The sequence below is a fragment of the Pseudomonas syringae pv. coryli str. NCPPB 4273 genome (genome assembly GCF_000972175.1).
Lineage (GTDB): Bacteria > Pseudomonadota > Gammaproteobacteria > Pseudomonadales > Pseudomonadaceae > Aquipseudomonas > Aquipseudomonas syringae.
This window is the reverse complement of sequence record NZ_AWQP01000011.1, coordinates 17,093-38,297: the sequence shown is the minus strand read 5'-3', so window position 1 is coordinate 38,297 and position 21,205 is coordinate 17,093. Positions and strand designations below refer to the sequence as shown.

Here is a 21,205-nt window from a genome sequence, read left to right as displayed (position 1 = left end):
AAATTTCTAACGATTTAGCCAAATAGCAGAAACCAAAAAGCCCCGCTTGCCGGCGGGGCTTTTTGGAAAAACTTGAACAGGCCTTGCTTTTTTCGAGAGAAGGAGACCTGTCCAACACACATAACGTGAGCTGATTATGGCGTTCACTGCGGCTTTGTGCAAGTCGTCAAAAGTGGAGCTTTCAGTTCACCGCTGAACGGTGGACTTATGGAAAAGATTCTTCTGCAGCAGTGCGTCGGCGATGATCGCCCCCTGCCCTCCCAGCTGGCTCCTTGTGTAGCATCCTTGCCTGGTGGCCGACCTGCTGGCCAGGGCGGTGAAGCATGAGTCACGACCAGGCAACCAGCCGTTCGCTCGCCTCCTCGCTCACGGCCAACGCCGATCCGATGGCCATCAGCACCCATATGCCTCCGACCCGCTTTTTTGAAGACGGCACCGCGCTCAATCGGTTATTGCTGGAAGCGCCATACATGGCGCGGTGCAGCGATGACAAAACCGCGACCCGTATTCGCCCTCGTGAATACGCGCTGCGTTATCCCTATATGCAGGTCAATCGCCCCGGCATGGTGTCTTGGCTGGTGTTCGACCTGGACCATGCCAACGCCTTGGCCTGGGACGATGCAGGGTTGCCCGCGCCGAACCTGATGGTGCGCAACCGCAAGAGCGGCCATTCCCAGTTGTTCTATGCCGTGCCGTCCGTGTGTACCACCGAGAACGCACGGGCCAAGCCGATTCAGTACATGAAAGCGATCTATGCCGCGTTTGCGGCTCGCCTCGATGCGGACGTGGACTACCACGGTGGCCCTGTGGCCAAAACACCTGGTCACCCTTGGTGGGAAACGACCGAATTTCACTGTCATGTGTATGAACTGGGCGAACTGGCGAGCGCTGTGGAGTTGACCGTCAAGCCGTGGGCCACAGGGCCCAAGCTCGACCAGGTCAGCCATTCGCGGCACTGCATCCTGTTCGAGCAGCTGCGTTATTTTGCGTACAGCATCGTCAATCGCGAGCGCGAGCTGGGGTCGTTTGAGTCTTTCATGCGCTCGCTCGATGCGTATGCGTACAACCACAACAGCTTTCTAAAACAGGGTTTTTCGGAAAACTTGCCGCTGTCGTCGATACGCGCCACGGTCAAATCCGTAGGTCGCTGGACGTGGGATCGGTACACCGGTGATCGTCGTTGCCATCGAGGCGCAATGCAGCTCGATGGCAGCTTGTCGCTCACCGAGCGGCAGAGCCTGGCTGCGAAGCGCACCAATGAGCTGCGGCACAAAGCCACAGAATCGAAGATCCGTGCCGCCTGCAGGCAGCTTCAAGGCCAGGGCAAGGCATTGGTACGTTCTGCCATTGCGACACTCGCCGGCGTGTCGGTGAGAACGGTGGCCAGCTACACGCACATTCTCACTGAAGTCTCTCAACCATCCACTGTGAGCGTTCTCAAGGTCACCCGTCAGCCTGCTATGGCTGCCTCTGGTGCACATGGCCAAGTCGATACAGCTACCCCCCAACCCGCTCCGGCCCGGGCTGCAAATCGCCGCGCTCCGAGTGTGCAGTCCGGTGTACATCAGATATCTGCGGTCCCACCGGGGCCGCAAGCCGGAGAGCCCTTAAAAACAGAACATGACGATTGTTCATGATGGAGCGTGGCTGAATGAGTTCAGTGTGATCAGAGAACGGCTTATGTGCTGTTGGTCGGCTTGAGTTGACGGGAAACCGCAGCGCGCCGTTAACTGTACGTCCATACAGTTAACTCTGTTCTCAGTCAGGTTCGCGTCATGAACGTCAAAATACTCGGTCGGTTGTGCGAGTCCGGAATGGTCATCCCGCTCTACACCTTTAAAATCCCCGCCGGTTTCCCTAATCCAGCAGCGGATCACATCGAGCAGGACTTTTCATTCGACAGGCTGATGGACTTGCGTGCGCCTCACATCTATGTGGCCAAGATTGATGGAGACAGCATGGAAGGTGCGAAGATTTTTCATGACAGCCTGGTGGTCGTAGATCGTTCGCGAAAGCCGTCCAGTGGCAGCATCGTGATTGCGGCACTGAACAACGAGCCGGTGTGCAAAATCCTCATCCTGCAGGGCGATCATGTGGTGTTGAAGTCAGCCAACCCCGCCTATCCGGCTCGGCATATTTTGGAAGGTGAAGAGCTGTCGATATGGGGCGTTGTGCGACATGGCGTCACAAGCTTTGAGTAACAAGCCAGCGCCGGTCTTTGGTCTGGTCGATTGCAATTCGTTCTACGCCAGCTGCGAGCGCGTTTTCCGACCTGACTTGGTCAAGGTGCCTATTGTGGTACTCAGCAATAACGATGGCTGCGTTATTGCCCGCAGCTACGATGCAAAACCCTACGTGAAAATGGGCGCGCCTTATTTTCAGATCAAAGATATTTTGCGCCGGCACGGAATCCTGGCGTTCAGCAGTAATTTTTCGCTCTATGGCGACTTAAGCCAGCGGGTGATGGCCATCATTGAGTCCATGGTCCCTGCTGTTGAGGTTTATAGCATCGATGAGGCGTTTGCAGACCTGACCGGCTTGCCTGGCAATCTGACCGAGTTGGGAAGGTCAATTCGATCCAAAGTCTACCGCTGTACCGGCATTCCCGTGGGTGTGGGGATTGCACCGACTAAGACACTGGCCAAGCTGGCCAACCACACGGCAAAGCGTCTTCAGGCGCACACTGGCGGGGTCGTTGACATCTGTGACCCTGTAAAACGCGATTGGGTGCTGCGCAATACATCTGTCGGAGAGGTCTGGGGCATAGGTCGAAAGATGAAAGCGCACCTGGAGGGCATGCAGATCCTGTCGGCCAAGGACTTGGCCATGGCCGATCCTCGGATGCTGCGCAAAACATTCAGTGTTGTGATCGAGAAAACGGCACGCGAGCTGGCGGGCACCGCGTGCTTGGAGTTGGACGAAGTCGAACCACCACGTCAGGAGATCTGCTGCAGCAGAATGTTTGGTAAGCGGCTGACCGAGCTGGGGCCGATCAAAGAGGCGGTGGCCACCTACATGATGCGTGCCTCTGAAAAATTACGCGCTCAGGGATCGGTGTGTAAAAAGATCCGGGTTAGCATTCGCACCGGCATGTTCAATCCTGACGAAGCCAAGTATGCAAACGGCGCTCTGGTGCAGCTCCCCTACCCCACCAACGATGTGCGGCTGATGACCCAATACGCGACCGAGGCGGTTTCGCGGATTTTTCGACCAGGCTTCAGGTACAGTAAAGCCGAAGTCTTGCTGATGGATATCTGCCAGCCAGGCGAATTCACCGACGATCTGTTCACCATCAATCAGCCGGCGAGTTCAGATCGACTGATGGCTACTTTGGACACGATCAACGGCAAGTGGGGACGCGGGACGCTGCGTACAGGATCAGTACCAGCCGTTCCGGATTGGGGGATGCGCCGTGAGCTGATGAGCATGAGCTACACGACGCGGCTTGATCAGCTGTGGGTTGTAAAGGCTAACTGATCAAGTGCCAGGATCCCCAGGTCAGACAAGGAAAACTCTCGGCGACTCTGAAATTCCAGAGGTTTATTTGCTAGCTTAATCTCTGCGTTTTCCAACAATTACTGCGCCTCGCGTCAGCGAGAAGCCAACGTCTCCAACATAATTTCCATTGGACTGATTGCAGTTCTCCGACGAGCCCATGGCCACTGGAACGATGTTGACCACGTCATAGCCTCTCTCATCAAAATTGTTATATGCCTCTTCAAGGCGCTGTGAAAACTCATCGAAATCCACAGAGCGATCATCGTAGATTTTCCTGAATTTGGTTCTGAAAATACCAACGTCTTGAGTTTCTGAGTGCTTAGATGCGTAAAACCACGTGGTTATGAATTTCTTCGACACTATCGACTTCTCCATTGTCAGCTCTTCCGAGCTTTTTTACCTGTTGCTTGGCACAGCTCAGGCAGATTAAGTGATGGATGCTGGAAATCAAATCACTTCTGGGTCGTAAAGGCTAAGTGATCTATTCCAAGCGCTCGTTGCTGCTTAATTATTAATTACGAGTTAATAATTAATAATTCTTGTTTTTAGGCCCATATGGGCCTATTATGTCTTTGTTGGTGGCACGCAGAGAGCCACTCGAACCTGAGGGGGCTAGTCGTTGCCACCTACGAGGAACGAGATGAGACTTTCAGATGTAGCGACTATCCGGACGAATTTTCCAGAGGCTCATTTTTGGATAATTCGTCGGGGTTCAGCAGAACGATGCGGCGCACCAGGGCGAGTGTTCAATCCTGAATACATAGGTGTCCTGGTGAACCGAACAGACATCGTTCTACCTGACTACCTTTTCTACGCGTTGATGCATGTGCATCAGCAAGGCTACTGGGAAAGGTTGGCAACAGGGACGCTGAACCTGGTCAACATCCGTGTTTCAGACGTTCAGCGTATCGAACTGTCACCACGGTGAAGAAGGGGCCGCAAGGCCCCAGTCTTTACGCTCCTCAGTATATTTTATTAATTGGCAATTAATAATTATGATTTATTAATTAATGGGATGACAATGAAGATTGAGCTACCTGGTATCCCTGAACAGCAGAGATTGATTTTCGATATGGCTACTCGCGAGGCGATAAAGCAGCTCGAAGCAAACCTGCACGCACCTAGCATTCCAGGTCCGAAGGATCTGGACGAGGCTTTGTTTCCGCGTACTCACCTGTTGCGTAAGCACGAAGGATGGGAAGCACCTCACGCTGAAATAGTCAGGTCCTATTTCCGGCACTTCCAGGACCATTTCGACGCGTATGCGACGGATAAAAAGCTGGCGGGATTGCTTCGCATCGCATCAGACAGACGGATTAGGAAGTTCAAGGAGGGGAGCCAAGACGTGCCTTACGAGATCTGGCGAAATTTTCTAATCCTTACAGGTCGAGTGCCACAGGATATCGTGCCGATTCTGGCATTCATGGGCTAATAGAAGGAGAAGGTAGTTAAAGAAGGTGCTGGGGATGGGTGCAACCACCCCCAGCGTGAACACAATCAACCTGGTGGAAAATCATGCTCAACATGAAATGTATCACAGCTCGTCCTTTGCTGTTACGTGACCTTGCAGACCCTAAATATCGCTATTGGATAAAACAGTTTGCCGGTGAGGTTGCGGCACCCTGCGTCGCCGAGTCGCTCATGTCGTTTCTTAGTAAGCATTCCCTTATCACCTGAAAGCTGTTTTTGGCTTCAGCGAATGGCCTCTGCGTGTCCGTTCGGGCACGCAGGGAGCTGTGCCGTCCAATCTGGGCTAAGGGAATGGCAAATGACCTCTTATGCGCTTACTGGAGCGGTCATTGATGACGAAGGTGTTACTACGATCATCAACGAATTCACCACCAGTGCAGCACGTGCAGCTGAGTGGATCCGCTTCTACACAGGCAACAGCTTTACCGGCACGCTGATCCTTATAACGACTGACATCGACGGTATCAAAGGCAAGCGACGGATCGTTCTAGATCATTGAGTAGGGGGATGGACCTATCTGCACTGGATCTGTCTTGACTGTAAGCCCCGCAGAGCTGATTATTAATTATTAATTGCGAATTAATTTAGGAGGCCCCCATGGGCACAATCGTGATCGTTGGCGGGAACAAAGGCGGCGTAGGCAAAACTACCACTGCCGTAAACGTATCAACTGGGTTGGCAATAGAAGGCCACGATGTCTGCCTGGTAGACGCAGATGCGCAACGCAGCGCCTCGAAATGGTACGCAGAGCGTGAAGCGGCACAACTGGAACCGAAGATCACCCTGATTGAAAAACGCGACAACATCACGGTTACGCTGCGAACACTGAGCGAGAAATTTGATTATGTGATTGTCGACGTCGCTGGTAGAAACTCGCGTGAATTGATCACCGGAGCAGTAGTGGCAGACATCATAATTGCCCCAAACCAATGCAGCCAGCTCGATCTGGACACCCTTGGGGAGCTACAAGAGCAAGTCATGCGCTGCAGAGATCTGAACCCAAACCTGCAGGCATATGCCTATCAATCTATGGCTTCCCCAAACCCTGCAGTTCGTATCACTGAGAGGCGCGAATTCCTGGAATTTCTTTCCGAATATCCTGAGATCAAGCCTTTGGATTCAGTCGGCTTCTATCGGAAAGCATACAAAGACTCCATTCCTTCGGGCATGTCAGTTTTAGAAGGGAAAAACCGTGAAGCAGCCAACGAGATAAAGAGTCTGTTGAAAGAGGTGTTCCATGGCAGTTAAAAAGGCGAGTGAGACTGCAAATAGGAGGGGGCAGGTCAGCGAGGAAGCATCTGAACGCCTGGCCCGAGAGCTTGCTGACAAGCCTTATGACTCCACCCCGTTGGGAAAGGCACCGGATAAGCGGAAGCCAGTTCCCGTATCGATCAGCTTGCCCCCAGGCATACTGGAGAAAATTGAGGACGATGTGCGTGAAAATAAACGCTCCGGCAAAGCACTCAGGACGGTCAGCGCGATAGTTAAGCATGCGCTGGAAGCGCAAGGTTACACGCTGGATTAATTATTAATTATTAATTATTAATTATTGGGTTGCTCATTCTCAAATGGGCTGGGCACATGGTAGCCAGCTCTTGGGCTACGAATAGTACGAAGAGGGTGCCTAAGGCACCTTTTATCGTTTCTGGCATTAGGCTGAAACCAGTCGATTAAATGGAACGGTAGGGCAGGGCGGCGTCTCACATTAGTACATCCACATGCCCCCGTGAGCCACTATGTGTAGCCATTATGAAGCACCGTCACCCCACCAGGTCGCTGATGTGTTCGGGGTCGCACTGTTCGACCAGGGCAGGCTCGATCTGTGGCCTGGCTACATTGGCCCATTCCTGCGCCGCCCAGATGGCCGGGCAGATGACAACGATTCTCCCGCAACCATGGAAGTGCTGACCGGCTCCTTTGGGTTGATCCCGTCCTGGAGCAAGGACAGCAAGTTTGCCAAACACACCTACAATGCTCGATCAGAGACAGTGGCCGAGAAACCGTCGTTCCGACATGCATGCCGCCAGGCGCAACATTGCATTATCCCAGCGGTGGCCATCTACGAGCCGGACTGGCGATCAGGCAAGGCAATAGCCACGCGTATAGTCCGTGCAGACGGCGAGCTGCTGGGCATTGCTGGGCTGTGGGAGCAGTGGCGCGATCCGTCCACCGACCAGATCCTGCACAGCTACACTATGCTGACCGTGAATGCAGATGATCACGACTTCATGAAGGCGTACCACAAGCCCCAGGATGAAAAGCGCATGGTAGTGATTTTGCCCAGGGGCTCGTATGCGGACTGGTTGACTGCGCGGCCAGAGCAGAGCGCGGCGTTTATGAACCAGTACCCGGCAGATCGTTTGGCGGTGGCGATGTGATAAGCCTTACCTGATGCATGCGAATCATCCCTCCTACCATCTTTTGATGGACGAAAAAAAACCGCCCTGAGTAGGCGGTTTTTTACGGCTTGAATGGTTGAGGCCAAACAAGCATTACCTCTGTGGAGCATTCGCTTAATCGAATACTACTGCACATTGACACGTGTGACAACTGGTCGAGAACCGAGATGCTGCAGGAAACCTCGATTACCCCAGGTTCAAAGGTTTCTAAGACGTGCGCCGGCTACGGCTGTAGGGGGGGATACCCACTACGTCTGGCAGCTACAGAACCATACTGACCATTGATTGAAAAAATACAGCCCAGGTGGCTGTAACCGCCGGCATATGCGTTATGATTTGACCCACGTCCCTACGGGGCGGGTGTTCAGCAAAGGCGAAAAGGGATAGAAAACAGTTCCATGATGTTCGACGCGGGGTGAGATCCGCGCTGGAGTTAATTCGACATCTAACCCCCGGCCGCCTCTGTGGAAGCATTCGCTATGTATTCCCCAACGTGTCGCGTAAGCCAGTAAGCGCACCGAGGTTTGGCCCCACTCAAGGAGGGCCAATGTATGTTTAATCTGATTAAGCGTATGTGGAAACTCGTCGGGTTCGCGTTACAGGCTCACCGTCTGTACGAGTTCCTGCGGGACCATTTTGACAATGATCTGTAAGGGTTAGGGTCAAGAGGAAAAGCGCCTCAGTTTCGGCTGGGGCGTTTTTTTGTCTGTTAAGCCCGTACCAACGATCTGGCTCGTATATGGACTGGTTGACTGCGCAGCCGGAGCAGAGCGTAGCGTTCATGAACCAGTACCCAGCAGATCGGCTGACCGTAACCGTCCGGGCAAGTCATCTAGCGTAGCTGGCTCTATTGTTTTACGAGATTGCGCAACGATGAAGCTCAGCCCTCAATGTCGATCAGGGACTGCCGGGCATCATCACCCCAGTCAGACCCGATCAAAGCACTTTCTCGTGCTATCAACAATTGAAACGCTTGAGATTCCTTTCAAGCGTTGCTGGATAACTTAAACTTGCCGACTACGCTGCGAAGTTCATTAGCGAGCAATGAAAGCTCGTCAGCCGTTACGGCGTTGTCCTCTACGCCTTCCATGACGATTAAGCTGCTGTTTCGAATGCCGATGACGTTGCGATTGATATCCTCTGAGACCGAATGTTGCTGCACCGCCGCACTTGCAATCTGAGTGTTCATGCCCACAATTCCGTCTACTGCTTCATTGATCTGGTTCAGGCTGCCAGACGCTTGGCTCGCTGCCTGAATGCATTCCCTAGCTCGGGTTTGCCCAGCTTTCATCTGTTGAACAGCGGCATCAGTAGCGCCTTGCAACTGTTGGATGATCCGTCGAATTTCTTCTGTGGAGTTTTGTGTGCGCGAGGCCAGAGTCCGCACTTCGTCAGCCACGACCGCGAAACCACGGCCTTGCTCGCCAGCTCGCGCCGCCTCGATGGCCGCGTTGAGGGCCAGCAGGTTAGTCTGATCCGCGATGGTACTGATGACCTCGATGACACCACCGATTTCTTTGCTGTGTGTCGCTAACGCTTCGACTTTGCTTGCACTGAGCTCCACTTCGTTGGCCAACGCCTCAATAGCGGCACTTGTTTCAATCATAACTTTCAAGCCGTCGTTAGACGCACTGCTTGCAGATTCAGCGGCACGTGCTGCGCCCTCGGTATTCTGGGCCACGTCGGCAACGCTCGCGGTCATTTCGTTGATGGCAGTAGCAACCTGCTCGGTTTCAGCCTGTTGTGAGTTCATTGAGGCTTTGGCTTGGCCTATGGAGATCTCTAGTCGCTTTGCCGCATCTGAGACTGAATGCGAGCTACGCTCCACCTGGCTCAGTGAGCCAGAGAAGGCCGTTACCATGCGGTTAAGTCCCTCGCCTACATCACCGATTTCATCGTGGCTGTTGATTCGGACGCGCGCGCTCAGATCGCCTTGAGCAATACGTGCCGTCACAGCTAGGAGCTCATCAACCCCAATCCGCAGAGCCTTGTAGATGCCGACGAACGCATAGAGCAGCAGTATCGCAATGGCGATAAATAGCTCAGTGCCGAAAGTACGCTCATTACTCAGTGTATTCAGACGCTCATCAATTCGAATTCGCAGCGATTCCTGCATCTCATCCTGAGCTTTGTAAAACTGAGCAACGACGGCGTTTCCACGCTCGCCCAAGGTGTTGGCATTCACGTTTGAGCGCTTGCTCGGATCAAGGTAGTCCACCAGGTCTTTACGCAGATTTTCCAGGTCGGTAATGGCTGTTGTTACAGACGGCTGAACTACACCAGATAATTTCGGCTCTTCTCGGCGAAGCAGGGAAAGGCTCTGCTGCAACTCTTGACGCATTAGCAGCTCCTGTTTCAACAAAGTCTGGGCAAAAATACGAGTGGTGTCGTCCAGAGGACGGTCAGCGCTAAAACCGCTGGCCAGACCGCGAATCTGTCCGACCAGATTTATTTGCCGAGGCAGACGTATAGAGCTTAGATCGATGAGGTACAACGAACCTGCATCTTCGTCCAAAATCATGCCGGAAGTGGCCGTAATGTAGTAAACGAAATTCATTAGGTCGGTTAACTGGTCGTTCCACGCGGAAAAGATCACCAAAGGTGCTTCGCCTGCTTTGGCGCGTTCAACCAGCTGCACACTAGCGGTACGCAACGTCTGAACTCGGTCTGTCGTTGCCAGTTGGGTGCTAAATTTTGCGTCCTGCGCAGCAAGAGTCGCATAGGCATCGTTAAGCTTTTCAGCATTGCGTGCTGCATTGGCTACTGCGTTGGTGTCACCGCTGAGCATGCCGTGTGTCAGCGCCCTCTGAATCATGGTTAGACGCAGGATAGGGGTGACGTCCAACAAGTATTGTTGACCCACCTGTTCATGCTTGATGCCCGTGATGCTCGTGTTCAGTGAAAGCATCACCCGGGTGCCTAGCAGGAGCAGAGGAATCAGGACAATAAATCCCAAAATTGCGAATTTCATGGGGAATCGAACACGGTTGGTAACGAACAGGGCAGGCGCTAATAAATTCATCGGGTTCTCGATCACTCAAGGTCTGTGAGTGCTTTCTTAGGCGTTAAAAAGTGCCCATCTCTCATTTATGGTTATGAGGTAATGAAAGCATTCCAAGAGATCTTCCTCAAAAGCCGCTTACTCTCCTTTGTTACAGGATCGAATTGCCGCGCTTCTCTTGGTACGAAAACTATCGGCTGAACCGGGCGAAGCTGTAGGGAGGAATGCATGGATAACCAGCATAAAGGCTAAGTAGACCGGTAATGGCACCAGTTGGAGGTGCGTCCGGGCATCCCGTCTTGCGCAACTAAACCGGTCGCCACCTATGCGGTAGTAGCTCCGCAATCTCACTTGCCCGCTGCGTCGGCAGGCGCGTGAGGACGTCCTTCAAATAAGCATACGGATCATGGCCGTTGAGTCGCGCCGATTGGATCAAACTCATGATCGCCGCTGCACGTTTACCGCTGCGTAACGATCCCGCGAACAGCCAGTTCGAACGCCCAAGAGCCCACGGCCGGATTTGATTCTCGCACCAGTTATTATCGATGGGCACGGCACCGTCATCGAGATAGCGCGTCAGCGCTATCCAGCGTTTGAGACTGTAATCCAGCGCCTTGGCGATGGCCGAACCCTCAGGCACAAGCTGTCTTTGGGCGATCATCCAGGTATGAAGTGCGTCGGCGATTGGCGCTGCTTTTTCCTGCCGTATTCGCTGCCGATCACCCGGCTCCAGCTCTCGGACTTCTCGTTCAGCTTCGTACAAGGCCGCGATGTAGTTCAGCGCTTTTTCGGCGACCTGGCTCTTGTTGGTCACGTGCAAGTCGAAGAACTTCCGGCGGGCATGGGCCATGCAGCCGATCTCCGTAACGCCCAGTTCAAAGCCTGCCTTGTAGCCGGCAAAGTCATCGCAGACCAGCTTGCCGTTCCAACTGCCCAAGAAGGCTCGGGCATGTTCGCCAGCGCGGCTCGGGCTGAAGTCGTAAACGACCGCCGCCAGGTTGGAGAACTGACTGGTGGCATAGGCCCAGACGTAAGCGCGATGAGTTTTTTTCGCACCAGGCGTCAGCATTTGTACCGGCGTCTCGTCGGCGTGAACGACGTCGTGCGTCAGCACGGCTTCGCGCAGCGCATCAACCAGCGGCTGTAATTGCACGCCGCAGTTGCCCACCCACTGCGCCAAGGTCGAACGGGCGATGGGCAGCCCGGCGCGGCCGAAGATTTTCTCTTGGCGATACAGCGGCAGATGGTCGGCAAACTTGGCCACCATGATGTGGGCCAGCAGGCCTGCGGTCGGGACGCCTTTGTCGATGACGTGCGCCGGTACCGGCGCCTGGATCAGTGTTTCGCACTGTTCGCAGGCCCACTTTCCACGGATGTGGCGTTCGACTGTGAACACGCCGGGCGTGTAGTCGAGCTTTTCGCTGGCGTCTTCGCCGATGCGCTTGAGTGCGCAGCCGCACTGGCAGTGGCTGTTGTCCGGTTCGTGATGGATCAGTGTGCGAGGAAACTGCGGTGGCAGCGGTGCGCGCTTGGGTTGCTGGCGCACTTTGGCTTCGACAGGTGCCGGTTGCAGCGCCTCAAACTCGGCTTCGATAGCGGCGATATCCGTATCGATCAAGTCGTCGAGCAGGCTGGCTTGATCCGGGCTCAACTGCTCGCTGCGCTTGGCAAACTTGAAGCGTTTGAGCAGCGCGATCTCGTGGGCCAGCTTCTCGTTGACCGATTTGTGATGAGTGATTTGCTTGTCCATCGTCTCGACGCGCTGGATCAACTGCGCCGCCAAGGCACGCAGTTCTTCAGGGTTTAATTGATCGAGATTCGGATGCGAAGTCATGCCGCCGATTTTGCCAGAGAGGGCTAGTGGCGGCGATAGACTGATGGGCCAATTGCGCTGGCAAGCAGGCCATGGCAGGCGAATTAGAGCACCGTGATGGCTGCTCCGGAACCGACGCGTTGCCAAGGCAAGCCGAGCACCAAGGCTTGAAGTTGCTCTGCATCCAACTCGACTTCAGAGCCGTGCCGCACGCCCGGCCAAAAAAAACGTCCTTGATTCAAGCGCCGGGCAGCAAGCCAAATCCCCAAGCCATCATGCACCAGCACTTTCATGCGATTGGCACGACGGTTGGCAAACAGATAAGCACAGTGCGGCTTCGCCGCACCGAACACCGCCACGACCCGCGCCAGCGCAGTTTCAGTGCCTGCGCGCATGTCCATGGGCTCGGTGGCAAGCCAGATGGAGTCGATGCGGATCATCGCAGCAGGTCTCGCAGGAAAGCAGAACACGCCGCTGCATTTTCTGCCGGCCAACTCACCACGACTACGCCTTTTGAATGCGGCACTTCGATTCGGATCGTGGCAGGAAGGGCCTGATGCATCGGCACCGGCGGCGATGTCTTGACCGGAATGAAGGCGGTTTGAAGTGTCAGGTTTTTCTGTGCATGCACCCGAATCCATTTATGGACGAGGTTTGCATTGAGGTTGTGGGTCAAGGCGACATTGGCAATTGAAGTGTCAAGTTGGGCGCACTCAGCAATGACCTGGGCCTTGAAGGACTTGGAATAGGAACGGCGTTCTTGTGGCATGGGCGTCCGCTTAAAAAGGCTAAAAATGGTGTCCACCTATATTTGGGTGGACACCATCGCCTCAAGCGACGGTGTCAGGAAGGTGTGTTGCCCGGACGGTTACTGTAGATCTGCATTCTTCTGCGGTGTGCTAGTTGTTTTCGCGATGGTGGCCATCGTTATGTTGGGTTTAGCCGCCGAACAACCAGTGGACCAAAAAGCCATTGCCGAAGGCTGGACACCGCTCATCATGCTGATGGCAGCAATCTGCGGGATTTGTCATTTTTTCCACGGGTTGGTTAAGAATAAAATCAAGAGACTGAACCAATGAGCCTCTACTTCGATAACGACCAGAGCCGACTTACTTAACTCAGCCCCTACATACGTAGGTAAATCGCCCAAGTACACCACAATCCCTGCCGTAAACGCGGGGCTAAGTAGGTAGAAGGACGCACAACCTTGCGTCCGGAAAAAAGGAGAGGGAATTCGAATGACGTCATCGAGTGAGCTGGATCTAACGATGGAAGCAGCATCGGCTTTAGCCGACGCCCTGGATGTGAATGCAGAGCCTCGCCCTACATCGCGCATCCGGTTCATTACGTGGATTCTGGGCCGTTTTGAAGACGCTGAATCTTTAGTTAATGCCGCTCAAGGCTTACCTGAACTGCCTTCTGAGCTTCGCATGGACTATGACGCCTGGGTCACCAAGGGCTGTAAAACGCAAAGTGCCGATCTAGACGAATAGGAGCTGATGAATCAGGGGGTTGCGGTTTGGAGTACATCAAACGTTTTATCGAAAAACACCGATATGGACCTTGGAAAGGCATCCTGATTGGCTATCTCGTTTTGTGCGGGGTATCAGGAGTTATGTCTGCTTGGAATAGCCGTCACTTCCTACCATCGTTTGTTCTCTGGACCTGTACGCATCTTCTTTACCTTCCTGTCATGGCCGCCTGTTTGGGATTATCCATTTGGCCCGGTGTCCTTGCCGCAAAATCGTCAAAGCTACCAATTATTGGTTGGATTGTAGGAATAGCTGCGTTTTTCATTGTCAGCGTATTCATCCTGTATCTCGTAGGTGAAATCCCAGGGATAGGATGGCGATTCAAAGTCATTCTCAGCTCCTCAAATGACGATTATTGAACCCTGACCCTGGGCTTTCGTAACGCTAGGAATTGAATGAATGGACCACCATCCGCTCCGCCAACGAGTCATCGAGCGTTTCGCTAAAAGCTGGAGCCTTGCACGCCCTGAGAGTAAGCGTCTGCCGAACCCGTCTTGAACAACTGGATTGGAATTCCGATGTACCTATTTTCGAACTTCCATTGAGGTCGCTGGGTAGGCTCAGGTCACTATGACAGTAGAGACAGCGTACCTATAGGCCGCACTGATTTCGGGGCGTGGAGGTTGAAGTTATCGGTACTGTTGCTATAGGATCTGCACAGGAGATGGCATTCCTCCTTGAAACCGCCTCGTGCTGATGATGCCTACGTAAACCCTGGACAGGGTGCGTAGGTTCGCCTCCCTGTCCTCTAATCTAGGACAGGATCTTGACTTCAAATCTCATAGCAGCTCTCTATCGCAATCTGCGATTATCAGTACCTCCTCGGCTCTACCAGACCAGAGGAGAATTGCAGCCATGCTGAAATCACTATTAGTTATCGCCATCGGTGCATCACTTGGTGCTTGGTTGCGCTGGCTCCTAGGCATGAAGCTCAACGCACTCTTCCCGACAATTCCCCCAGGCACTGTGGTGGCGAACATGGTCGGGGGTTACATCATCGGCCTGGCCATCGCGTTCTTGGCCGCATCTCCCTCCTTAAGCCCCGAATGGCGCCTGCTAATTATCACGGGTTTTTGTGGGGGACTTACCACCTTTTCCACCTTTTCAGCCGAAACAGTTGCCCTAATCCAAGAAGGGAGATTGCTTTGGGCCCTCGGCTCAATTTCATTGCACGTCGTAGGTTCGTTAGCGATGACCGCTGCCGGACTACTGTCCTACCAAATGATTGGTACTCGCTGAGGAGATTAAAATGAAAGGTTATATGGTCGTTTTCTTCACCCAACAAAACCGTCGTTATCAAGGAAAAATGCTTGGCGAATGGATCGTCGACGTGGCTAAGGAAATGGGGCTGCGCGGTGCCACGCTATGTACTGGAATCGAAGGTTTTGGACACACTGGGAAACTACACTCATCGCACTTTTTTGAGCTGGCTGATCAACCCACGGAGATTCGCTTGGCAATCACGGAGGATGAGGCAGAGCGGTTATTCAAGCGACTGGACTGTGAGGAAATATCGGTGTTTTTCACCAAGACGCCAATCGAGATGGGCACACTTGGAAAAACGCCTTCCAGCTCAGCCCCTTCCAAAGCTTCGGAGCTGTGAACATGAGCTATACGGACATTCCAGCTGGTAACGCGATCCCCGATGACTTTTTCACCGTTATCGAGATTCCTGCAAACCACTCGCCGATCAAGTACGAGGTGGACAAGCCAAGTGGACAGATCTTCGTTGATCGCTTCCTCAGCACGCCGATGTTCTACCCGGCTAACTACGGGTTCATTCCAAATACCTTGAGCGATGACGGCGATCCTTTGGACGTCCTCGTGATTTGCCCTTACCCGGTATCACCTGGCGTTGTCATCCGCAGTCGCCCAGTAGGTGTGATGTACATGACGGACGAAGCTGGTGCGGATGCCAAGGTAATCGCAGTGCCTCATGAAAAACTCAGCTCTATGTACAGCAATGTAAAGGAATGCTCTGACCTCCCTGCGTTACTCCTCGCACAGATTCAGCACTTCTTCGAAAACTACAAAGCGTTAGAGCCGGGTAAGTGGGTGAAAATGGGCCGCTGGGGGAGCGCAGACGAAGCGCGGGAAGATATTCGTAAATCGGTAGCGGCCTATAACCTGAAGAAGGAGGCTTGCAAGTAGTGTTACTCAATCAGAAGAGCGCAGAGCAGGAAATTTCTCTGAAGGTAAGAGAAGACTTTTTGCTGCTGCCGAAAACTGCTGAATTGACGCGCTGGGTAATGGCCCAGTCCACGGGCGGAAGAACTTTACCGTATTTCGATCCACTGGATGGCGGCGTCTTCGCAAGGGTATTGATCTTGTTGGAATCGCCCGCTCGAACGGTCAGTCTTCCACGGTATGTCTCAAGAGACAATCCGGGGCCTGCACAACGCAACCTGAAAGGTTTCATTGAGCAGGTTGGACTGGCACGTCACAAAACCGTCCTTTGGAATTTGTACCCTTGGTTACCAGATCTCGATAAGCCCAAGGGTCCGCTCCGCAGAGCGCAAATTGAGGAAGGTATCGAGATGCTGATCACGCTACTGACGCTTTTCCCTGATCTCGTCACTATCGTGTTTGCCGGACGTGTTGCCCAGAAAGCCATACCGCGTGTTCGGCTCGCCTTCCCTAATTTTTCATTGCTGGAAATGCCACACCCAAGTCCCCTTTCTGTTTGCACTCACCCGAATGTTAGGCAGCGCATTTTGTCCACACTGCGTCACGCCAAACAGTCGATCAAGTAGCCAAAGGCTCAGGTTTTGCTCGCCTTGTTCAGCGAGTGGATACACGGCGAGACGAACAAGTTGCCGCGATAGGCACCAGCCAGGGTTTTAGCCGCGACGATCATCCACATGACAGTCAGCATCAACACCAGCACCACGCCAAAGAAGCTAAAGAACGTGAGGTGCAGCATAGAGCCCAATTTGAGGGTTGTTACGGCGTACACTCCCAGCGGAAAGGTGAAGCCCCACCAGCCGAGGTTGAAGGGAATGCCCTCCCTAAAGTAGCGCCCGGTAATTAGCAGCGCCAATACCATCCACCACAATCCCAGCCCCCAGAACAGCACACCACCGATCAAGCCAATGCCCTCGGCTACGCCGCCGATGCTTGCCATTCCATGAGCAGCAAAGATTGCTGGAGCATCGTTGCCCAGCAGCAACATCCCCAAAGCCCCGGTACCGATCGGCCCTAAAGACAGCCAGCTCGATGCTGCCATGCTTTCATGAGGTAGTTTGTGCAGCGCCATGCGCAGTAACAGGATCACCAGTATGCTCAAGGCGACGGGCACCGAGTAGGCCCACAGCACGTAGCTGGTGATGAGCATGGTGAACTGTGCGCTCGCATCAGCGAGGTGCGGAGCCAATAGACCGCCACTGGCGGCAGCCACCTCAGCCGCAACTACTGGCAGCAGCCATACCGCTGTCATCTGATCAATGCTGTGCTGCTGGCGAGTAAACATCATATACGGGATCAGCACCCCGCAGGCCAATGCCATGGTGACATCGATCCACCACAACACTTCCGCTAAAGCGACTACCCCACCCCCCCAGCGTGGCAAACCATAAAGGAGAAAACCGTTGATGATGGTCGCCAATCCCATGGGGATAGTTCCAAAAAACATCGATACAGTGGAGTGGCCGAAGATCTGTTTGGCCTCGTCGAAGAACAATACCCAACGGCTCGCGTACATCAGCGTAAACAGGCAAAACAGCACGATATTAAAAAACCACAAGGCTTCCCCTAACGCTTTGGGCCACTGCGCAACAAAGGGCAGTTGGCCCAGAGCCAGCGCCAGAATCCCGGTGCCCATCGTGGCGGCGAACCAGTTGGGTGTGAACTGCCGGATCGCTTCTCGTGGATTGGACAAAGCCGCCAGTGGATGGCTGCCGCCCATTATAGCTGCGAGTCGTGTCTCACTCATTTTCGCGCTCCCGCTTCAGTGTGCCTTCAATATGACATGGTTGAAGTATAGCTTGATGGGCATAGCGGTAAAAACGGATAGTATAGGTTTATATTACCTATTAAGAAGGTAGATTACTTGAAGCTAAGCCTACGCCAGCTACAAATTTTCTGCGCCGTCGCGCAGCACGGTAGCACCACCAGCGCCGCCATTTCGGTATCACTGTCCCAATCTGCAACCAGCGCCGCACTGAACGAGTTGGAAAGCGCCTTGGATACCAGGCTGTTCGACCGTGTAGGCAAGCGTTTAGTGCTGAACGATAACGGCCATGCCTTACTGCCTCAAGCCAGAAGGATGCTTGAGAATGCACAACAGATAGAGGCCAGTTTCTTACCCGGCCATGCCGGGCTGAAGACACGCTTGCGGGTAGGATGCAGTACCACGATAGGCAATTATGTTCTGCCATTAATTCTCGGTGAGCTACGTCAATCAACACCACATTTGAGGGTCGATGTCGACATGGCCAACAGCATGGCTATCGCAAGAAGAGTCGCTGATTTCGAGATTGATATGGGCCTGATCGAGGGGCCTTGCCACCTGCCCGAACTCAGTGCCGAGCCTTGGCTTATTGATGAGTTGCTTATTGTCGCAGGCCAACGGCACCCCTTGGCACTAAAGCAGCAGGTCACACTTGATGATCTTCGTACCGCTGAATGGCTACTGCGCGAGCCAGGTTCTGGTACCCGTGAAGAAGTCGAACAATTGCTGCTGCGTCATTTGCACGATCTCGCCGAAACGCGCCAGATCGGCAGTTCGGAGGCCATCAAGCATACCCTCGCACAAGGCATTGGCATCAGTTGCCTGTCCCGCTGGGTCGTTCGGGATCTACTGGCCTCTGAAGTTCTGGTTGAACTGCCGCACGCGTTGCCTGCACTGACCCGACGTTTTTTTCTGATCCGCCACCGGGACAAATACATCTCGCCTGGGCTTGAGCGATTCTGGGAAAACTGCAGTCAATTCGTGAGCCAGGAATAGCTAGACCTATTTATAAAACAGGTAAGAGCTACCAAAACAAGTTGTTTCCGGAATTTATCAACGACGCATAAAGTCAACTCATTGCCTTGCAGCGATGAACGAGTTATATATGCCAAGGCGCGACTGGATGCCTTGCTTACCCTATGAGGAAACTCTGATGAATGTGATAAAGAAAACCGTCACAGCCCTGACGTTGGGTGTTGCGTTGGCCGCATCGATGAGCGCGTGGGCCGCGCAAGATCGCTGGACGTTTGACGGCGATATTCACAACAACTCGCTGGCCGTCAGCCCTGATGAAACGACGGCGGTGGTCTCTTACAGTCAGCGTCCAGATGTAGTGGTTTATGATTTGAAAACCGGTAAGGTTCGCCAGGTTCTCACCGGCTACGTCACGCCGCGAAATATTGTGTTTTCGCCAACTGGCGATGTGTTCTACCTCTCCGACAGCAGTTTGGGGGTCGTGCGCAAGATTGACACCAAGACTTTAAAAGTGATCGCAGATATTCCGTTGGGCGCAGGTGCTTTTGGTACCACACTCAGCAAGGACGGAAGCCTGCTCTACGTCAACAATGAAGCGGCCAGCACGCTGTCGGTCATTGACCTTGATCACCAGCGGCCAGTAGCTGTGGTACCTGGCTTCTCCCAACCGCGCCAGGGCATCCGAGTAAGCCCTGACGGCAAAACCGTCTATGTCACCAACTTTCTTGGGGACAAAATTACCCTGGTCGACAGCAAGACCAATACGATTGAAGGTGAGATCACTGGCTTCAACAAGTTGCGCGCCATCTCCATATCGGCGGACGGCAATACGCTGTACGCGGCTAACAGCGGCAGTAACAGCATCGCAGTTGTCGACACTCAAAAACGCGCCATCACAACCACCGTCATGGTTGGCAAAGACCCCTACGGCGCAGCCCTCACTCCAGACGGGCTGCACGTCTACTCGGGTAACCTCGGTGACAACAGCCTTTCAGTGATCGACACCAAAACGCTGAAAGTGACCACCACTGTGACCGGTTTGAAGGCACCCCGCCAGGCCATTGTCTTCACCAAAGACAAGTCGAAGGCGTATGTCCTCAATGAGGACTTGAGTATCTCCACAGTCGATCTCGACAGCAACAAGGTGGTGTCGACGCTCAAGGCCGACTGATTGAACAGCGCAGGCCTTCATGGGGGCCTGCTGATACTCCACGACCAAGTGAATAATAATGAGTGAAAATGATGAGTCCTGGATGATGGATCGCCGTCGCTCATTGAGATGAGCCAGTGATGCGTGACCGTGAGCGTCGCTTTGCTCAATTGAGGAAGGCATAGGGTCCGGGGGGGGGAGCCCAGCATTCCAGCAAAAAATGATATCGGGACGTTTTTTCTACGGAATCGAATTAACCTGTTTGTGGCTCGTCTACTGTCTGATCGCTTGCCGTTTCAAAAGCAGGTGGGTCTTCTAAAAATTAAAAATGACCAAAGGAAATACATATGTTCAAAAAGATGATTCTCACCGTCGCTGTTGCCGCCAGCTGCATGTCGGGTTTGGCGCTCGCCGATGCGCCAGTCAAGCTTGCTGAAACGGACAAGGGAAAAGTACTCGTAGACGTGAAAGGAATGACTCTTTATACCTTCGGTAAGGACACCTCGGGCAAGTCGGTCTGCAATGGGCCATGCGCTTCAAACTGGCCACCTTTACCGGTATCCGCAGACGCGAAAGCGGGTCATGATTACTCTGTCGTCACTCGAGACGATGGCACAAAACAATGGGCATACAAAGGCATGCCACTTTACAGCTGGGTCAAAGATACCAAGCCAGGGGATACAACCGGTGACGGCGTCAACCAAGTCTGGCACGTTGCCAAGCCGTAACGTCAAATAATTAATAGGCTGGCTTACGCCACTGGCTTTGTCAGTGGCGCAAACCAGAAGAATACACACCTGATATTTTCGCCAACATACAGCCGCCGCGCCTCATAAATCTTTTGATGGATCATTTCAACGAAAAATGGGGCCGAGGTACGGTACACCTTGGACGTATTCCCGTAACGCCAGCCTGAGGATTTCGTTTGGCCGGGAGTCTGTGACGATGCGCATGGTGGTTCCATCCAGCCGCTAGTGGACCGATATTCTGAGGCAACGCCAATTAGAACGGTAGGGCATCGTAAATATGCGGGCGAAGGTCTGCTTATGGCCGAAAGCTGCCGTTAATAAGCCGACCAACAGGCGTCGCTTTATTGGTTGGTGCGCATGGCTTACAACTCAAACAAGGGTATGGTTTTGGGCGTATCAAACCGGCCCGCACAGCGCTACCTTCAGCATCTAACAAACGTACGCTGAGGAGTCGAAACAGTGGATACTGAACGAGGTGTTGAGGAATGGAACGGTCGATGGTCGATCGTTGCCGGACGTGCTGTATGCACTGGCTGCATGGAAAGCCAAGCGCTGGAAGACTGCGAAAGCCCCTTTCTACATGCCGACACCTGTCCAGCCAGCGATGTGGAAGGTCATCATCCATGGGCAGCGTTGCACCACATCCTCGGCAGTGCGCGTGGGTGAGCT

General features: G+C 53.6%; 26 protein-coding genes, 1 pseudogene and 1 riboswitch. Of the genes and pseudogenes, 20 read left to right on the top strand and 7 right to left on the bottom strand.

Going from position 1 to position 21,205, the window contains the following annotated elements; translation table 11 throughout:
• Window positions 1-323: 323 nt before the first annotated feature.
• From P406_RS07140 to P406_RS07130, 3 genes are all read left to right on the top strand, one after another.
• Window positions 324-1,637 carry a replication initiation protein gene (locus tag P406_RS07140; RefSeq protein ID WP_046235788.1) on the top strand — a complete coding sequence of 438 codons (1,314 nt, stop codon included), beginning with the start codon at window positions 324-326 and terminating at the stop codon, window positions 1,635-1,637.
• A gap of 138 nt (window positions 1,638-1,775) precedes the next feature.
• Entirely contained in the window at window positions 1,776-2,201 is a 426-nt protein-coding gene (locus P406_RS07135; RefSeq protein ID WP_046235787.1) for a LexA family protein, read from the top strand.
• Window positions 2,179-3,477, top strand: a complete 1,299-nt coding sequence (locus P406_RS07130; protein WP_046235786.1) for a Y-family DNA polymerase — start codon at window positions 2,179-2,181, stop codon at window positions 3,475-3,477. Before P406_RS07135 ends, P406_RS07130 begins: the two co-directional genes overlap by 23 nt.
• A 75-nt stretch (window positions 3,478-3,552) precedes the next feature.
• Here the strand turns inward: P406_RS07130 and P406_RS07125 are convergent, their stop codons facing one another.
• Window positions 3,553-3,873, bottom strand: coding sequence for a hypothetical protein (locus P406_RS07125; RefSeq protein WP_046235785.1), 321 nt, complete (start codon window positions 3,871-3,873; stop codon window positions 3,553-3,555).
• 397 nt (window positions 3,874-4,270) lie between these two features.
• On the opposite strand from P406_RS07125, the gene P406_RS30475 reads away from it, so the two are divergent.
• The 6 genes from P406_RS30475 (at window position 4,271) to P406_RS07100 (ending at window position 7,346) form a co-directional block, all read left to right on the top strand.
• Window positions 4,271-4,426 carry a hypothetical protein gene (locus tag P406_RS30475; protein ID WP_015061790.1) on the top strand — a complete coding sequence of 52 codons (156 nt, stop codon included), beginning with the start codon at window positions 4,271-4,273 and terminating at the stop codon, window positions 4,424-4,426.
• Window positions 4,427-4,519: 93 nt separating this feature from the next.
• Complete coding sequence (locus P406_RS07120) at window positions 4,520-4,930, top strand: hypothetical protein (RefSeq protein ID WP_046235784.1); 411 nt, start codon at window positions 4,520-4,522, stop codon at window positions 4,928-4,930.
• A gap of 336 nt (window positions 4,931-5,266) precedes the next feature.
• Complete coding sequence (locus tag P406_RS07115) at window positions 5,267-5,467, top strand: hypothetical protein (protein ID WP_046235783.1); 201 nt, start codon at window positions 5,267-5,269, stop codon at window positions 5,465-5,467.
• 98 nt (window positions 5,468-5,565) lie between these two features.
• Window positions 5,566-6,216, top strand: coding sequence for an AAA family ATPase (locus tag P406_RS07110; protein ID WP_010924784.1), 651 nt, complete (start codon window positions 5,566-5,568; stop codon window positions 6,214-6,216).
• A complete protein-coding gene (locus tag P406_RS07105; protein ID WP_046235782.1) occupies window positions 6,206-6,493 on the top strand; it encodes a hypothetical protein in 288 nt (95 codons plus the stop codon). Before P406_RS07110 ends, P406_RS07105 begins: the two co-directional genes overlap by 11 nt.
• A 211-nt stretch (window positions 6,494-6,704) precedes the next feature.
• Complete coding sequence (locus P406_RS07100) at window positions 6,705-7,346, top strand: SOS response-associated peptidase (RefSeq protein WP_010924785.1); 642 nt, start codon at window positions 6,705-6,707, stop codon at window positions 7,344-7,346.
• Window positions 7,347-8,352: 1,006 nt separating this feature from the next.
• Here the strand turns inward: P406_RS07100 and P406_RS30150 are convergent.
• From P406_RS30150 to tnpA, 5 genes and pseudogenes are all read right to left on the bottom strand, one after another.
• Window positions 8,353-9,069, bottom strand: coding sequence for a methyl-accepting chemotaxis protein (locus P406_RS30150; protein ID WP_370445645.1), 717 nt, complete (start codon window positions 9,067-9,069; stop codon window positions 8,353-8,355).
• Between the two features lie 159 nt (window positions 9,070-9,228).
• Window positions 9,229-9,483, bottom strand: a pseudogene (locus P406_RS30145) (HAMP domain-containing protein); the annotation flags it as partial.
• Window positions 9,484-10,675: 1,192 nt separating this feature from the next.
• On the bottom strand, window positions 10,676-12,202 hold the full coding sequence (locus tag P406_RS07090; RefSeq protein WP_003317542.1) for an IS66-like element ISPsy43 family transposase: 1,527 nt from the start codon (window positions 12,200-12,202) through the stop codon (window positions 10,676-10,678).
• 83 nt (window positions 12,203-12,285) lie between these two features.
• Window positions 12,286-12,621, bottom strand: a complete 336-nt coding sequence (tnpB, locus tag P406_RS29715; protein ID WP_004409766.1) for an IS66 family insertion sequence element accessory protein TnpB — start codon at window positions 12,619-12,621, stop codon at window positions 12,286-12,288.
• Window positions 12,618-12,950 carry an IS66-like element accessory protein TnpA gene (gene tnpA / locus P406_RS07080; protein ID WP_046235781.1) on the bottom strand — a complete coding sequence of 111 codons (333 nt, stop codon included), beginning with the start codon at window positions 12,948-12,950 and terminating at the stop codon, window positions 12,618-12,620. The genes tnpB and tnpA overlap by 4 nt, the downstream gene beginning before the upstream one ends.
• On the opposite strand from tnpA, the gene P406_RS07075 reads away from it, so the two are divergent.
• From P406_RS07075 to P406_RS07050, 7 genes are all read left to right on the top strand, one after another.
• Entirely contained in the window at window positions 12,949-13,260 is a 312-nt protein-coding gene (locus P406_RS07075) for a hypothetical protein (protein WP_046235780.1), read from the top strand. The genes tnpA and P406_RS07075 overlap by 2 nt on opposite strands.
• Before the next feature lie 189 nt (window positions 13,261-13,449).
• Complete coding sequence (locus P406_RS07070; RefSeq protein WP_231991812.1) at window positions 13,450-13,674, top strand: hypothetical protein; 225 nt, start codon at window positions 13,450-13,452, stop codon at window positions 13,672-13,674.
• Between the two features lie 26 nt (window positions 13,675-13,700).
• On the top strand, window positions 13,701-14,072 hold the full coding sequence (locus tag P406_RS28710; RefSeq protein WP_145958166.1) for a hypothetical protein: 372 nt from the start codon (window positions 13,701-13,703) through the stop codon (window positions 14,070-14,072).
• Window positions 14,073-14,364: 292 nt separating this feature from the next.
• Window positions 14,365-14,426, top strand: a riboswitch (Fluoride riboswitch).
• Window positions 14,427-14,568: 142 nt separating this feature from the next.
• Window positions 14,569-14,952, top strand: a complete 384-nt coding sequence (gene crcB, locus P406_RS07065) for a fluoride efflux transporter CrcB (protein ID WP_010924788.1) — start codon at window positions 14,569-14,571, stop codon at window positions 14,950-14,952.
• 10 nt (window positions 14,953-14,962) lie between these two features.
• Window positions 14,963-15,316 carry a DUF190 domain-containing protein gene (locus P406_RS07060; RefSeq protein WP_046235779.1) on the top strand — a complete coding sequence of 118 codons (354 nt, stop codon included), beginning with the start codon at window positions 14,963-14,965 and terminating at the stop codon, window positions 15,314-15,316.
• A gap of 2 nt (window positions 15,317-15,318) precedes the next feature.
• On the top strand, window positions 15,319-15,864 hold the full coding sequence (ppa, locus tag P406_RS07055; protein WP_010924789.1) for an inorganic diphosphatase: 546 nt from the start codon (window positions 15,319-15,321) through the stop codon (window positions 15,862-15,864).
• Window positions 15,864-16,466: a uracil-DNA glycosylase gene (locus tag P406_RS07050; RefSeq protein ID WP_052739322.1), complete on the top strand. Its 603-nt coding sequence runs from the start codon at window positions 15,864-15,866 to the stop codon at window positions 16,464-16,466. Before ppa ends, P406_RS07050 begins: the two co-directional genes overlap by 1 nt.
• 8 nt (window positions 16,467-16,474) lie before the next feature.
• On the opposite strand, the gene P406_RS07045 is transcribed toward P406_RS07050, so the two are convergent.
• Entirely contained in the window at window positions 16,475-17,644 is a 1,170-nt protein-coding gene (locus tag P406_RS07045) for a TDT family transporter (protein WP_010924791.1), read from the bottom strand.
• A 117-nt stretch (window positions 17,645-17,761) separates the two neighbouring features.
• Between P406_RS07045 and P406_RS07040 the strand changes: the two genes are divergently transcribed.
• The 4 genes from P406_RS07040 to P406_RS27265 all read left to right on the top strand — a co-directional run bounded on the left by P406_RS07040 (window position 17,762) and on the right by P406_RS27265 (window position 21,202).
• Window positions 17,762-18,658 (top strand): LysR family transcriptional regulator, encoded by an 897-nt coding sequence (locus P406_RS07040; RefSeq protein ID WP_017709553.1) that lies wholly within the window; start codon window positions 17,762-17,764, stop codon window positions 18,656-18,658.
• A gap of 157 nt (window positions 18,659-18,815) precedes the next feature.
• Complete coding sequence (locus tag P406_RS07035; protein ID WP_017709554.1) at window positions 18,816-19,808, top strand: beta-propeller fold lactonase family protein; 993 nt, start codon at window positions 18,816-18,818, stop codon at window positions 19,806-19,808.
• A 326-nt stretch (window positions 19,809-20,134) separates the two neighbouring features.
• A complete protein-coding gene (locus P406_RS07030) occupies window positions 20,135-20,515 on the top strand; it encodes a COG4315 family predicted lipoprotein (protein ID WP_010924793.1) in 381 nt (126 codons plus the stop codon).
• Window positions 20,516-20,995: 480 nt separating this feature from the next.
• Window positions 20,996-21,202, top strand: coding sequence for a hypothetical protein (locus tag P406_RS27265; RefSeq protein ID WP_161806366.1), 207 nt, complete (start codon window positions 20,996-20,998; stop codon window positions 21,200-21,202).
• Window positions 21,203-21,205: the final 3 nt, after the last annotated feature.

Excerpts from the sequence above, each read along its gene's own strand:
- P406_RS07130 (WP_046235786.1), top strand. The coding sequence starts at position 2,179 with ATGGCGTCACAAGCTTTGAGTAACAAGCCAGCGCCGGTCTTTGGTCTG.
- P406_RS07075 (WP_046235780.1), top strand. The coding sequence starts at position 12,949 with ATGGGCGTCCGCTTAAAAAGGCTAAAAATGGTGTCCACCTATATTTGG.
- P406_RS07090 (WP_003317542.1), bottom strand. The coding sequence starts at position 12,202 with ATGACTTCGCATCCGAATCTCGATCAATTAAACCCTGAAGAACTGCGT.
- tnpB (WP_004409766.1), bottom strand. The coding sequence starts at position 12,621 with ATGATCCGCATCGACTCCATCTGGCTTGCCACCGAGCCCATGGACATG.
- crcB (WP_010924788.1), top strand. The coding sequence starts at position 14,569 with ATGCTGAAATCACTATTAGTTATCGCCATCGGTGCATCACTTGGTGCT.
- P406_RS07105 (WP_046235782.1), top strand. The coding sequence starts at position 6,206 with ATGGCAGTTAAAAAGGCGAGTGAGACTGCAAATAGGAGGGGGCAGGTC.
- ppa (WP_010924789.1), top strand. The coding sequence starts at position 15,319 with ATGAGCTATACGGACATTCCAGCTGGTAACGCGATCCCCGATGACTTT.
- P406_RS07110 (WP_010924784.1), top strand. The coding sequence starts at position 5,566 with ATGGGCACAATCGTGATCGTTGGCGGGAACAAAGGCGGCGTAGGCAAA.
- tnpA (WP_046235781.1), bottom strand. The coding sequence starts at position 12,950 with ATGCCACAAGAACGCCGTTCCTATTCCAAGTCCTTCAAGGCCCAGGTC.
- P406_RS07140 (WP_046235788.1), top strand. The coding sequence starts at position 324 with ATGAGTCACGACCAGGCAACCAGCCGTTCGCTCGCCTCCTCGCTCACG.
- P406_RS07125 (WP_046235785.1), bottom strand. The coding sequence starts at position 3,873 with ATGGAGAAGTCGATAGTGTCGAAGAAATTCATAACCACGTGGTTTTAC.
- P406_RS07070 (WP_231991812.1), top strand. The coding sequence starts at position 13,450 with ATGGAAGCAGCATCGGCTTTAGCCGACGCCCTGGATGTGAATGCAGAG.
- P406_RS07060 (WP_046235779.1), top strand. The coding sequence starts at position 14,963 with ATGAAAGGTTATATGGTCGTTTTCTTCACCCAACAAAACCGTCGTTAT.
- P406_RS07120 (WP_046235784.1), top strand. The coding sequence starts at position 4,520 with ATGAAGATTGAGCTACCTGGTATCCCTGAACAGCAGAGATTGATTTTC.
- P406_RS07115 (WP_046235783.1), top strand. The coding sequence starts at position 5,267 with ATGACCTCTTATGCGCTTACTGGAGCGGTCATTGATGACGAAGGTGTT.
- P406_RS07135 (WP_046235787.1), top strand. The coding sequence starts at position 1,776 with ATGAACGTCAAAATACTCGGTCGGTTGTGCGAGTCCGGAATGGTCATC.
- P406_RS30150 (WP_370445645.1), bottom strand. The coding sequence starts at position 9,069 with ATGACCGCGAGCGTTGCCGACGTGGCCCAGAATACCGAGGGCGCAGCA.
- P406_RS07035 (WP_017709554.1), top strand. The coding sequence starts at position 18,816 with ATGAATGTGATAAAGAAAACCGTCACAGCCCTGACGTTGGGTGTTGCG.
- P406_RS07030 (WP_010924793.1), top strand. The coding sequence starts at position 20,135 with ATGTTCAAAAAGATGATTCTCACCGTCGCTGTTGCCGCCAGCTGCATG.
- P406_RS07100 (WP_010924785.1), top strand. The coding sequence starts at position 6,705 with ATGTGTAGCCATTATGAAGCACCGTCACCCCACCAGGTCGCTGATGTG.
- P406_RS07045 (WP_010924791.1), bottom strand. The coding sequence starts at position 17,644 with ATGAGTGAGACACGACTCGCAGCTATAATGGGCGGCAGCCATCCACTG.